This is a genomic window from Stenotrophomonas sp. GL_111, assembly GCF_057835245.1.
On sequence record NZ_CM174421.1, the window covers coordinates 2573244 to 2585648 of the forward strand.

The window sequence follows — 12405 nt, forward strand, 5'->3', positions numbered from 1 at the left end:
CCTGAGCCTGGAGACCTCCACTGATTCCGCCCCCCGTAAAGCTGGAAATCTTGCAGAGGCAATGAAGGCCGTAGCCGAGCGCTCTGCTGCAGGAAAGGCTGCCCCGACCTTTACGGAACAGGTGCAGGTCCAAATTCCCACAGCATCAGACGTAGCTCAAAGGCTCGCAGCAGCTTTGACGGCCCATGGGGCCCGGGCGACTGGCGCAAGCCGGCCCGGAAACTTGAAGGAAGTGAAAGCACATATTGCCGAGCACGGAGCTTCCTACAGAGACCCCACCCAAGTTGAAACGGAACTGAGGACCAGCGCTCACGATGATCGCGGACCGTCTCAAGGTCAGCAGGCGCCGCCTGCCATCGCCAGCGCTGTCCCTCCACCATTACCGTCAGCAACGGGGCCCGCTACCGGAATGGAAGAACTGCATCGCGTCGTCATCGCTTCTGACACTCCGTCAAAGGAGTTCACCGTCCCTCGCCCGCCCGAAGGCTGGGCGAAGACCCGATGGCTAGGCGTCGATGAGACGGTCGAGATCGGGGGCGTAGCCATTCGAGGCGGCCTCTTCTACACGGGCGTCAAGCTCGACTCCCCCAATGGCGACACCGAGCCCAGCCTTGTCAACAGCGTCTTGGCCGTCGCTCCATATGGCGATTACAGGGGCTCCACCAACTACTGGCTGGCCTACGCTCAGCTGTCGCCCAGCGAGCGGCGGGCCTACCTGACCTGGTTGGCATCGGACCGAAGCGACAGCAATTGCTCAATCAACTATGTCCGCCTCTACTTCTTCGGCCTGGAGCGCCGCGTCCTGCTCGACTCGGTAACCGACCCAGAGTCGAGAAAGGACTGGCCAGCTATCAAGCAGGCCCTCAGAAAGCTAGGCTCCGCCTATGGAGAGATCTACGGTCCTATCCGTGGATACACCAACAGCTTGCTGGACTGGATGGAGCTGGATTCGGTCGAGGAGAAGCTCTACTCAAAACCAATTCCCCCGTTTGATCGCTCCTACGAGCTCCCCTTCTACGTCCGCTTGGCGCTGGGCCAGTGTTCGCTTGACCGGGCGCCCATCCCTGCTCCCCTGGCTCTGGCCTGGATTCGGCTAAATCCGGAGGTTTCGCTGCGAACCGCGGCAGTCCGGTGCGCCGATGAGTTCGAACGCCTGTTTGTAGAGCGGTATCACGAGCTGTTTGGCAGCGGCATGGTGCTTCCTAAGAACCGCACCAAGCTGAAGTTCGCACGGCAACCAGCTTCGCCCGCCCTGTATGGCGCCTCCCTCAAGCCCAAGACGTTCGGAGACGTTCCTGACGTCACGGCCCTTCGTGCCCCACTGAAGGGCCTGCTCGAGGTTGTTCAGCAGTGTACCGACGAGCTCGGCCCCTACAGCCGATTGGTTGGCAGATCTTCCGGTTCAAAGGATGCGCTGGAAGCGCTGCTTTTGCTGCCGCCCAGCATTTGGCCTGAGAGCCAAAGGAGCACCCTCCGTTCAATTGCAGAGGACGTCCAAGCAGGCAACATGACGATCCAGTTGGAAGAGCTGAGCGCTCGGTTCGGCCCAAGCCTCGGCCCTCTCGGCAGGGAAAGGGTTCGCGATCTAGCCCGGGTATTGGAAAGCATGGATGTCGGGATGGAGCCAAATGTCTTGGAGGGAGCACGTGCACCCTCTGAAGCCGATCCGATCGTGATCTTTGCGCTCCTACCGGGTCAGTCGCACAAAACAGATGCCGCGGCGTATCAAACAGCCATCCTTACCTTGCAGCTCGCCTCGGCGGTTGCCCAGTCAGACGGCTCCTTCAGCGCGCAGGAGCTGGCGCATCTCTCCCTAGAGATCGACGGCTGGTCTCACCTTAGCGTGGCAGATCACGGGCGACTGCGTGCTCATCTGGACTTGCTTGCCGCGTCGCCTATTGCCCTGCCATCACTGCGAAAAAAGCTCGATCCGCTGGACAGTGCCACCAAAGAGGCCATTGCAGCTTCCATGGCCACTCTCGCCCAAGTGGACGGAATGGTCTCGCCGGAGGAGGTGCGCTTTCTGGAGAAGGTCTACAAGGCGTTGGGTGTCGAACCCAAGCGGGTCTTCAGCGACATCCATGCGCCGAGGCCGGGCAAAACCCAGTCCCAGTCCACTCAGTCCGCCTCGTTCCAGCTGGATCCCGAGCGCATCGCCGCGCTGCAGCGCGACACGGCCAAGGTGTCCGCCCTCCTTGCGAACATCTTCACGGAGGACGAGCCCAACTCCAGCCACGAAGATGCTCCTTCTGCATCTCTGGAGGAAACGCCTGAGGTCAGCAACGGCCTACTTGGCCTGGATGAGTCTCACAGCGCATTGCTCCGGCTGATGCTTTCTCGCCCGAGCTGGACGCGTGCCGAGCTCGAGGACGGTGCGGCAGACCTTGAGTTGATGCTTGATGGTGCGCTGGAGCAGATCAATGATGCTTCCTTCGACGCCTACGACATTCCCTTCTCCGACGGGGACGATCCGTTGGAGGTCAATCCCGAGTTCATTGAGAAGATCGAGCAATGAGTAACCCTATTCGAACTAAAGACCGCGACGCGGTCGTCCAGTCTCTTCGCGCTGGCGTTGTCCCCCGCTCAGGACAGCACCTGATTCAAGTTGGCCGCGCCCGCGAGGTCGAGACCCTGGTCGGCGACATCGACCGGCTCGCCGATGGTGGGTCTTCCTTCCGCTTGGTGATCGGAGAGTACGGCTCCGGCAAGACGTTCTTCCTCAACCTGGTTCGCGCCATTGCCATGGAGCGAAAGCTCGTCGTAGCCAGCGCGGACCTGAACCCGGATCGCAGGCTTCACGCATCAGGAGGGCAAGCACGTTCGCTGTATGCGGAACTGATGCGGAACCTGGCGACTCGAACCAAGCCCGAAGGCGGTGCGTTGCCCGCAGTGGTTGAGAAGTTCATTGCCACCGCAAAGTCCGAATCCAAGGCAAAAGACGTCCCTACCGAACAAGTCATCCGCGCCAAGCTGGAACAACTGACGGAGCTGGTCAACGGCTACGATTTTGCGGACGTCATCGCGGCTTACTGGCGCGGGTTCGAGGAAGGCAATGAACAGCTGAAATCCGATGCCATCCGGTGGCTTCGTGGTGAGTTCACGACCCGTACGGATGCCAAGGCCGCGCTCGGCGTGCGCACAATCGTTGACGACGCGTCCGTCTATGACCAGCTCAAGCTCATGGGCAGGTTCATCCACCTCGCAGGCTATAGCGGGCTGCTCGTATGCCTGGATGAGCTGGTCAACCTGTACAAGCTGGCCAACGCTCAGGCACGAAACTCCAACTACGAGCAGCTCCTGCGCATGCTCAACGACTCGCTCCAGGGAACGGCGGTTGGTTTGGGCTTCGTTCTTGGCGGGACACCCGATTTCCTTATGGACACCCGCCGCGGCGTCTACAGCTACCAAGCACTGCAAAGCCGACTCGCACAGAACACCTTTGCAACAAACGGCTTGGTCGACTTCAGCGGACCTGTGGTCCGCCTCTCCAGCCTTACTGCAGAAGACTTCTACGTTCTATTGACCAAGATCCGCCATGTCTACGCCGGCGGCGGCCAGGCCAAGTATCTCCTTCCTGACGAGGCCGTTCATCAGTTCATGGAGCATTGCGCCAACCGCATCGGCGATAGCTTCTTCCGCACCCCTCGGACCACCATCACTGCCTTCATCAATCTGCTTGCGGTGCTTGAGCAAAATCCTGGCACCGACTGGCAGTCCTTGATCGGCGCGGTCGAGGTCAAGCCTGACCTTGGCGGCCAGGGCGACCTTGATGTGGTCGAAGATGACGAACTGACCTCTTTCAAGCTGTGAACACATGAGCACCTCCAGCGCGTTCCATTCGCTTCATCCCGGCATCCAACGCTACCTGTGGGCGGAGCAATGGGAGGCGCTGCGGGAGGTGCAGGAAATGGCCATCCCGGTCATCCTACCGGCAGACCACGATGTCGTCATCGCAGCCAGCACAGCATCAGGAAAGACCGAAGCAGCGTTCCTTCCGGCCCTGACCCTCCTTTTGAACGGCGATACAGATGGGCTGATCGTCTACATCAGTCCCCTCAAAGCACTGATCAATGACCAGTTCGGGCGACTGGATCGCCTATGCGAAGATCTGGATATCCCCGTTTGGCCATGGCACGGAGACATCGGCTCAACTACAAAGCAGCGCTTCTTCAGGAAGCCAACGGGCGTCTTGCTGATCACCCCGGAATCCCTGGAAGCGATGCTGTGCAATCGCGGCACGTCTGTGGCAGGAATCTTCAAGGGAGCAGCCTTCGTTATTGTCGATGAGCTCCATGCATTCATCGGAAGTGAGCGAGGAAAACAACTTCAGTCGCTCATGCATCGCATGGAGGTCGTCCTGGGGCGGAGAGTGCCTCGGATTGGGCTATCGGCAACTCTGGGAGACATGCAAGCCGCGGCGACCTTCCTCCGTTCGGACGGCAGGGCCACAATCGTCGATGCCCCGTCGGGCAACAACGAACTCCAGCTGATACTCAAGGGGTTTGAAGAGCCTCCTGCCCCCCAAGATGCCAAGCACGAAGAAGTGGCGCCGCTAGCCGTTGCCAAGCATCTTCATGAGGTGCTTTGCGGCACGAACAATCTGATTTTTCCCAACAGCAGGCGCGAGGTAGAGCGCTACACCCACCTACTGAACGAGATCAGCGAGCAGGCCAATCGCTTGCGGGAGTTCTGGCCGCACCACGGCAATCTTTCCAAGGAGATTCGCTCAGACACGGAAGCCGCGCTGAAGCAGAAGGAGCGCCCAGCAACCGCGATCTGCACGAATACGCTGGAACTGGGGATCGACATAGGCGCCGTAAAGAACGTGGCTCAGATTGGGACGCCCCCTTCCGTCGCCAGCCTCCGGCAGCGCATGGGCCGATCAGGGCGGCGCAAAGGCGAGCCGGTCATCCTCCGCGGATACGTCATCGAAGATGCGATCGACTCCAACTCCGACCTGAAGACCCGCCTAAGGCTGGACACGGTTCAATCCATCGCTTCTGCATTGCTCCTCATCGACAAGTGGTTCGAACCACCCGTCGCCGGCGGCGCTCATCTGTCGACACTGGTGCAGCAGCTTTTGTCTGCAATCGCCCAGTATGGCGGGCTGCACGCTCCCCAAGCGTATCAGCTGCTGTGTGCGTCCGGCGCACCGTTCCAAGGGCTTTCAAGCGAATCCTTCGTAGAACTCCTGCGCCATCTTGGAAAGCAGGATGTGCTCACCCAGGACAGCTCTGGCTTGCTCCTCCACGGGCCGCTCGGCGACAAGCTCGTCAATCACTACTCCTTCTATGCAGCTTTCATGGCTGATGAAGAATTCCGCATTGTGGCGGCGGGAAAAACTCTGGGAACCTTACCAATCACGCAAATGCTCGCGGCCGGCCAGCGCATCCTCTTTGGTGGACGCACCTGGCTAGTGGAGCAAGTCGATGAGGCACAGAAGACGATCTACGTCCTGGCAGCCAAAGGTGGAAGCCCCCCGATCTTTAACGGAAGCGGAGGGCGTGTGCATACCCGTATACGTCAGATGATGCGTTCGCTCTATCGCGGTGAACTACGTCCAACATTTCTGGACGCTACGGCGAGCCGCTTCTTGGAGGAAGGCAAGAGCGCCTATGAGCACCTAGGGCTCGACGAGAACGTCCTACTGGACCAAGGAAGCCATTTCCTCCTCCTCACATGGGCTGGGGACGCTGCCAACGAAGCCATTGCGTGCCTCCTCGGCGCGAGAGACTTCAACGCTCAGGCCGGCAGGCTCGGTGTCGAGGTCACCAAAGGCTCACAGACCCGCAGCCATCTGCTGAAAGCGATGGCAGTAATTGCTTCACAACCCGCCCCAAGGAGTGAGGAGCTTCTCGTCAAGGCTAAGAACCTGGCCAGCCAAAAATGGGATGGCCTGCTGCCCCCGCGCCTTCTCATGCACTCTTACGCTTCGATGCGCTTGGATGTAGCTGAGGGCTTGGACTGGCTGAGGGCATATCAGACTGTCAGTCAGGCCGAACATTGAGGCGCAACCTCAAAGGCCCGTCCAGCCACCTAAAGTGTGGAGGGCTCAGTAGAAGAATGCCCGAAACGGGATTTGCGGGTGGCGCTTTGGGCGCGTGAAAGAACCTACGGAGTTCCCTCCCAGCTCCTCCGCCCCATCGTGGGGCGGACGAGCTCGCCGGCTGAAAAGTCGATATTTCTGACCCTTCAACTTGTCATATCACTGATCATCATCCGTGCCCCGACTCCCGGTAGGCGGATCCTTTGGCCTAAACCTGCCAGGCCTTTCAGTTCGCCTGACAGCCTTGAGGACTACGTCCTTGAGGTCTTCAGACAGGTTCGGAACCTTCCTTAGGGCGTCGCGAAACATTGGCGACGCAAAGAATTCGGCATAGGGGCTCCCGTGGTCAGTCTCCGCCATGAAACGCAACGGCTCTTGATCAAGGTGGCGAAGCGCAGACCCAAATAGGTCTTTTTCAAAGTCTGGGTCGATACGTGAAGCCTCGCGCCGATAGCCCTCGTAGGCTGTCGCCAAGGATGCTTTAAATGAATAGTCCTCGGCTAGACGGAATCGCTGAGCTATCTGACGGGTCGCCAGCCACGCTACCCACAGCGGCGCAGCAAGGGAAAGCGTCCCAAGGGCGACTTGAACCCAAAGCAATGACATGAACTGCTGGGCCGTCGGGTCCTTCGTCAGTTCGGAGATTGCTTGGACTCTCAGGTAGCCAAGATAGGCACCGGCGCCGAGTGCGCCGATCAAAAGCCCAACCCACCATCTGACCGATACCCGGAGGGCGTTTGCCCGGCTATTGAAAGCCTCAGCGAGCGCATGGCTGGTCGTGGCGCGATACACGGCCTCGATCCCGTCCAGCACCTTTTTGGCCTCGACCTCCAATGCCTCCATCCGAGTGAAAGACGACGCAGCATCATCTGCTGCAACCTTAGACTTCGACGCAGCTTCAACTGCAGACTGATGTGCTGCGGCAACGTCCTTGCGTGCATTTGCAATCATTTCAGCATCGACCGGAAGGTCGCCGATCAGCTGTGCGCCCTGCTTGATTTCGGCCAACTGGGCTTCGAGGGCCTCTCGATCCACAACAATGGCATCCAATGCCTTCCTGGTTAGCTTCAGTTGACGCCGCAACCTACCCGGCAGCGTCTCTGGGTCCGGCTCGGCCCAAGCCCCATTTGGGAACAGAGTGCGCTCCCACTGATTGAACGTCTCAAAATACGCCCAACCTCCCTGACCTATGTTACCGCTCGTTAGATTGCCCAAATTCCCAGTAAGCATGCTGAGCTGGGCCGGAAGGCTGGCGATCAAGTCCGCTTGATCTTGCTCGTCACCATCACTGGAATCGAAGCTAAGATCGGCATCCCTAATCCGCTGAGCCATACGTGCCGGAACAGCGGCAACTTCTTGGGGCGTCAGCGCAGGCGCCATCCAACCAATCTGCTGTTGAAGGGGGTTGGTCACCCCACTAAACGTCCGCTCCACCGCGGATGCAAATTCATCTAACGCACTACACGCCGCTTCGACCTGCTCATCCATAGATAGCCCCCCGTCTTCAGCGCATTGTAGGGGCAGATGCCGCCTCAGGCGCAAGCCGGCGTCATGATGCCAACTCGAAAGGAGATACTGGCCAGAAGCCACTCGGCCAGGTGCCCGTAGCTTGGTTAGGCAGGCGCATTCAGCTTCTATCACTATGACGATTGAACCTGGCTCGAAGAATCAATTGGCTCAAAGTGGCCAACCTCTGCCCAGCACACGGTCCACCCAGGATCAAACCCCCTTGCCACCAAAAGGGCGCCGGCAAACGGCTTGACATCCTCTGATATCGCCATATGGTCTGCCGGCCGGAGATCACTATGCGCGCCCCATCCATTCGATACACCGTCCGCTACTTCACCTATTTGGGCTACACCATCGAGCAAACAGACCCCAAGTTTGGCCTAGGGGATTGGAAGATCAGTGGCGATGGAATGCCACTGGATGGCCGCACCTTCAGAACCAGGCTCCTGCTCTGGGCTGAGTGGATGGATTACGCAGCCGAACGGATCTACGAAGATTTCGTAAGTAAGGAGATTCAGAGCCTTTGGAGGAACTCCAATCACGCAGATAAGGTGGCGCTTGCCGCAGAACTTGGACAATGGGGCCAAGGAGTGCTTTCACCCAGATTGGAGCCCATTGTTAGTAGGGCGCCAGGGTGGAACACTGACAAGCTGCCTCCAGACTGGAAGATACAGATTAGAGAACTGCTCGCCAGCGACCAGAGCTATAGGCCCCTCTGGCTCGTGCTTTGGGAGCTAGACAGACAGGTTGGCGGGAGCCGCTCAGCAGAAGGATAATGGCGGCATCCTTCCTGGGAGACGGCTGTGCCAAATATTCTCCATGCTTCACTTGAGCTAGCCACAGCGCTCATTTCGTCAATGAGCAAGTCCCAGCGCGAGCATGAGGAAACGCTCACCGGCACGCTGCTTGGATCCCTGCTGAGCTCCAACACCCTGCTCAGTCTTGTCTCTGCTCATTTAGACGTCATGCCCACGAAGTGCTGGTGGGGCTCTTACAGCAAGTACCAATCAAAGGAGCAGGATGAAACCGAAGCAGGCAGTGGCGCCGATTTCGCACTTCTGACCCTGCTCGAAAGCGGCGGAGCGCGCCTCGCGATATTTCAGGCTAAGCGTGGCGAACTCAAAGATGGAGGCTGGGTGTTCGACGCAAATCGAGTACCCCAGAAGCGAAAAACGCCTGGCGCCAAGGACCGCCGGTCGCAGATGATCGTTCTGACTGAAACAGCAAAGCGTTTGGCGACTCTTGCCCCACTCACAATAGACGAGGCTTCTCAGCTTTTACCAGCGCCGCCGAGTGGGCCTACTCCGCAACAATTGGCTCAAACAGATCTGAGCGAATTTGACTGGATCCATTACCTCATCTACACATCCGGCGGCGCCGAGTCCATTGCGTTGCGTCACCTCAGCGAAGCCTACCTGAAGGAGATTGGAGACAAGAGGTCACCAACCACAGTGCACCTAGATGGGAGGACCGTTCCGTTTGTGAGGGTTGTTAGTAATGGTTGCGGGATCGATGGAACCCATTGGTTGACTTTTAAGGATGCTGAGACCGCAGTCATGGCACTGCCCGCCCTATTGCCACTTGTCCCTGTGGTGGTAGGAGATTCGACCGGTTCGCATGGTCCCAAGCTAGAGGCGGCGCTTGGCCTAGCCCCGCTTTCCCTCGATCTCAGCGGCGGCGAAGTCGAAGCGCTGATAGCGGCACTGAACGCTACGCCAGGGGAACCCGAGTGGATACCTCGAACGCCAAACTGACCTGACCAGCAGGCACCACCACAGCATTCGAAAGGCCTCGTAATGCCGTCCGCAACCATTGGAGCCATATGCTGCGCTGGCAAGGCTGACCCGAGTCTCAATCGGGGCGAAGAGCTTGCCGACTCTCTCCTCCTACGCCTGGACAGATAATTCGAGCAAGTGCCGCAACGCGCCTGCTCGATCTTCCCAGTGGTCGACGTTCCAGGACGGGTGGTAAACCCAAGTCATCCACGCCGCCCCGCCTTCGTACTTCAATCTCCATACTTCGCGTTCTTCTACGTAGCGGCGCTTGCGAGCGCCTTGATTGACACGCGCGGCATGAAAAACAGGAATACGCTGTGCGACCTCACCATGGCGGAACTGGCGCCATGCAGTCCGGCCGAGCACAAGAATGACGTTAGGACGCAAGATGGGAAGTACCGTCTTCACCAACACGTCTCCACCTACGCGCAACTGCTCGTTGCGAGGCCTGTGACCCGCATGCGACCCGGCGAAGACCTGTGAGAGATTCAAAAAGCTTACGTGTCTCCAGGCATCAGCCGCCATCTCAGCAGGAGGCAACTCCTGGCAAGCGACGATGCGATCCAACTCATCGAAGAACTTTCCGCCGCCTTTCCGCTGACATGTTGCCATGTCATTGAAGGTGTTGCGGGTGAATCCACGAGTGACCGTAGGGTCATCAGTCGAGCCGTCGCAACGGTAGTGCGACTCCCCCAAAAGAAGCACACGGCGTCCTCGAAGACCAGCCATGTAGTGCTTTCCTACGTACGGCAGAAAGGCAACAGATTCAGGCCAGGCCTCTTCTTGCAGCGCGAATGGATCGATCATTTAGCTATCTCCAGCAGTGGCCATGACTCATCGAGGCGGTGTAGCTAGCCCGCGCAAGCCCTGAGTAACAACAGGAAGACCACCGCACAGATGACCAGCGGAACGCAACCTGCCTTGGATGCCGCTGGCTTAGAATGCGTGGTTGGTTTCGGCGGTGAAGATGGTGTCTGGCCAGGCTTGACGCGCGGCGCCGCGCGCTGCATCGACGAAAGCAACTGTTGATTCGCAGTCTTCACTGGTGCTGGGGACGGACGGGCGGGCGGCGCGTTCGTTGTTGCGGCTGGAGCTTTTCCACCCATCCCGACAAGAATGCCGGCGTTGCGAGAGCTGGGCGTTGTAACCGAAGACCCAGCCGGCTTCCCAGAGCCTGCCAAACGGAACTTTGCATCCCCCTCTGGCAACTGCTGGATCTGTCCAGGACCATTGATGGTGATGGAGAGATGTGTGTAGCTCACATTGCCAACCGTATTGCTATACGGCGGGTCCATGAGTCCAACGACGGACAACCACCTCCCCTTCCATGTCTCATCAGGCAGGTTCGTCTTGATCAGATCCATGCAATCTGACCAAATTGATAGCTTGACAGCCCGCCCCCTCCAATCCGAGAAATTGACGAAGATGTGAGGCTTGCGTGTCTTCTTAGACCACCCCTTACGAACCGAATGCACCTGTCCAACCAGCTCCACGCGGCTTCCTACCAGCCTCAGTGCTTGCGCGTAGTCGGATGCATCGCAGACCACGTATGGCCCCTGGTAGGCGACGGTCGCAGGTGATTGGCGAATGGAAATAGCACCCGTTGGCACACCCTTCCCCAGCCTAAAGTCCATAAGCGAAGGGATTGCCGGGAACGGGCCAGCCGCGACCTTGGCCAAGTTCTCAACCTGCGCCTTCAGGCCCGCTATGGCGACCGCCTCCTGAAACACCGATGAGCTCGTCGGATCAAGGAAGTCGTTGCGACGAAACACCACCGCACTGGGCTCTGAGCGCGATGAGCTCCAGATTCCAGGCGAGGCAATCAGTGCCTGAAGCGCTACGTCCAAAGTAAGAAAGGAAAAGCGATCGAGAGAAGGACCGAAGTGATCAGCGGAACGGCTCGGATGCTGAAAGTTCAGCTGACCAAGCTCCGTCGCCTTCCTACCCTTGAGCGCGTCGACATAGAGCCCGTCATAGTCGATAAGCTGAACCGAAGCCCCATCGGCGCTAACCATAACGTTCTCTGGCTGTATGTCGCCGTGTGAGAGGCCACTGCGCTCCAAGAAGTCCGCAAGTGAAGCGAGCGCCGCACGAACCTTCTGTAAAGCTGAAGGATCTCGATGGTGGGCTTCTAGGAACTCAGCCAATGTCCGGCCACTGGCCCACGCCATTTTAACGGTGGGGTAGTCCTTCCGATCGATCCGAATGCCAGCGGGGTTGAATTCGAACGGCAAGAAGTATGAGCTGTTGAGCTGCTTCAGTTGAGCCGAGATCGCCCGATACCTGTACTCCAGCTCTTGGGACTCTTTGTGAAAGCAACGAAGAGCGAACTTTCGCACGCCCACCGTTACTTCGTAAGTGAGAGCAAAGCCCCCACACAGAGCCAAAGGCAGACCAAGACCGGATGCCTTAACGTTGCCCCGCTTCAGCTCGGGATCAAGAAGAACGAACTGAGGGGACTGAAGAGCATTGTTGTACTGCTCAAGGGAGGGATAAGCCATCGTCCTCAATCGCCTAAGACTGGGTCAGCAACGCAATCACGAGCGTGGTATCGTCGCGCCGCATGCGACCTGCGGCCCGCTCGCGCTCCACCAGTGCCGCCAGCTCATCGACCTCGCGGATGCCGGAAATGGCTTCCAAGGCCGAGCCGTCACCTTGCTCCTGGTGTGTTAAAAGCCAAGCCCCGAGCGCGTCCGTCATGAAGAGCAGTAGTCGATAGCCTTGGGACTCGTACCCCCACTCCTCGACACTCCAGCCCCCAGCGTCGGCAGAGTTAAGGGCCAGCCGTGTAGCCAACAACGTAGGCTTGGCCTGGAACTGCTCGGCGCGGGTGTAAGGCGCAGAGCGAACCCATTCTCCGCCATCTACCAACACCGCCAGGCTGTCGCCTACCGCAGTGATGCGTACGGTGTTTCGCTCGGGATCATCCTGGGCAAGCAAAATTGTTGCAAAGCTACCCCGTTCGTAGGCAGCCGCCTTCGACCACGAGAGCTTCGATGGATCGTGCAGGGCCTCATAGTCATACGAGCAGGCCGTAACGGCTTGCAACGAGAGCTCTTCATCGCTCATTCGGGA

Annotated in this window: 9 protein-coding genes; 5 read left to right on the top strand and 4 right to left on the bottom strand. The window is 58.8% G+C overall.

What is annotated here, in order from left to right:
* Positions 1-409 precede the first annotated feature (409 nt).
* From AC3IPM_RS11510 to AC3IPM_RS11520, 3 genes are read left to right on the top strand one after another with little or no spacing between them, the layout of a single operon-like run.
* A complete protein-coding gene (locus AC3IPM_RS11510) occupies positions 410-2515 on the top strand; it encodes a tellurite resistance TerB family protein (protein ID WP_489299975.1) in 2106 nt (701 codons plus the stop codon).
* Entirely contained in the window at positions 2512-3810 is a 1299-nt protein-coding gene (locus AC3IPM_RS11515) for an ATP-binding protein (RefSeq protein ID WP_489299976.1), read from the top strand. The genes AC3IPM_RS11510 and AC3IPM_RS11515 overlap by 4 nt, the downstream gene beginning before the upstream one ends.
* Before the next feature lie 4 nt (positions 3811-3814).
* Positions 3815-6007 carry a DEAD/DEAH box helicase gene (locus tag AC3IPM_RS11520; RefSeq protein ID WP_489299977.1) on the top strand — a complete coding sequence of 731 codons (2193 nt, stop codon included), beginning with the start codon at positions 3815-3817 and terminating at the stop codon, positions 6005-6007.
* Positions 6008-6205: 198 nt separating this feature from the next.
* On the opposite strand, the gene AC3IPM_RS11525 is transcribed toward AC3IPM_RS11520, so the two are convergent.
* Positions 6206-7534, bottom strand: a complete 1329-nt coding sequence (locus tag AC3IPM_RS11525; RefSeq protein WP_489299978.1) for a hypothetical protein — start codon at positions 7532-7534, stop codon at positions 6206-6208.
* Positions 7535-7851: 317 nt separating this feature from the next.
* On the opposite strand from AC3IPM_RS11525, the gene AC3IPM_RS11530 reads away from it, so the two are divergent.
* Both AC3IPM_RS11530 and AC3IPM_RS11535 read left to right on the top strand, forming a co-directional pair.
* Positions 7852-8331 carry a hypothetical protein gene (locus tag AC3IPM_RS11530; RefSeq protein ID WP_489299979.1) on the top strand — a complete coding sequence of 160 codons (480 nt, stop codon included), beginning with the start codon at positions 7852-7854 and terminating at the stop codon, positions 8329-8331.
* An 81-nt stretch (positions 8332-8412) separates the two neighbouring features.
* Positions 8413-9309 (top strand): hypothetical protein, encoded by an 897-nt coding sequence (locus AC3IPM_RS11535; protein ID WP_489299980.1) that lies wholly within the window; start codon positions 8413-8415, stop codon positions 9307-9309.
* 132 nt (positions 9310-9441) lie between these two features.
* Here the strand turns inward: AC3IPM_RS11535 and AC3IPM_RS11540 are convergent, their stop codons facing one another.
* The 3 genes from AC3IPM_RS11540 to AC3IPM_RS11550 are packed head-to-tail and all read right to left on the bottom strand — an operon-like array spanning position 9442 to position 12399.
* Positions 9442-10137, bottom strand: a complete 696-nt coding sequence (locus tag AC3IPM_RS11540) for a uracil-DNA glycosylase family protein (RefSeq protein WP_489299981.1) — start codon at positions 10135-10137, stop codon at positions 9442-9444.
* A gap of 44 nt (positions 10138-10181) precedes the next feature.
* A complete protein-coding gene (locus tag AC3IPM_RS11545; protein WP_489299982.1) occupies positions 10182-11831 on the bottom strand; it encodes a protein kinase family protein in 1650 nt (549 codons plus the stop codon).
* Positions 11832-11844: 13 nt separating this feature from the next.
* Positions 11845-12399: a hypothetical protein gene (locus tag AC3IPM_RS11550; protein ID WP_489299983.1), complete on the bottom strand. Its 555-nt coding sequence runs from the start codon at positions 12397-12399 to the stop codon at positions 11845-11847.
* Positions 12400-12405 lie beyond the last annotated feature (6 nt).

Bases quoted from the DNA above. Each gene is read 5' to 3' on its own strand.
- AC3IPM_RS11540 (WP_489299981.1), bottom strand. From the start codon at position 10,137: ATGATCGATCCATTCGCGCTGCAAGAAGAGGCCTGGCCTGAATCTGTT.
- AC3IPM_RS11520 (WP_489299977.1), top strand. From the start codon at position 3,815: ATGAGCACCTCCAGCGCGTTCCATTCGCTTCATCCCGGCATCCAACGC.
- AC3IPM_RS11530 (WP_489299979.1), top strand. From the start codon at position 7,852: ATGCGCGCCCCATCCATTCGATACACCGTCCGCTACTTCACCTATTTG.
- AC3IPM_RS11535 (WP_489299980.1), top strand. From the start codon at position 8,413: ATGAGCAAGTCCCAGCGCGAGCATGAGGAAACGCTCACCGGCACGCTG.
- AC3IPM_RS11525 (WP_489299978.1), bottom strand. From the start codon at position 7,534: ATGGATGAGCAGGTCGAAGCGGCGTGTAGTGCGTTAGATGAATTTGCA.
- AC3IPM_RS11515 (WP_489299976.1), top strand. From the start codon at position 2,512: ATGAGTAACCCTATTCGAACTAAAGACCGCGACGCGGTCGTCCAGTCT.
- AC3IPM_RS11550 (WP_489299983.1), bottom strand. From the start codon at position 12,399: ATGAGCGATGAAGAGCTCTCGTTGCAAGCCGTTACGGCCTGCTCGTAT.
- AC3IPM_RS11545 (WP_489299982.1), bottom strand. From the start codon at position 11,831: ATGGCTTATCCCTCCCTTGAGCAGTACAACAATGCTCTTCAGTCCCCT.
- AC3IPM_RS11510 (WP_489299975.1), top strand. From the start codon at position 410: ATGGAAGAACTGCATCGCGTCGTCATCGCTTCTGACACTCCGTCAAAG.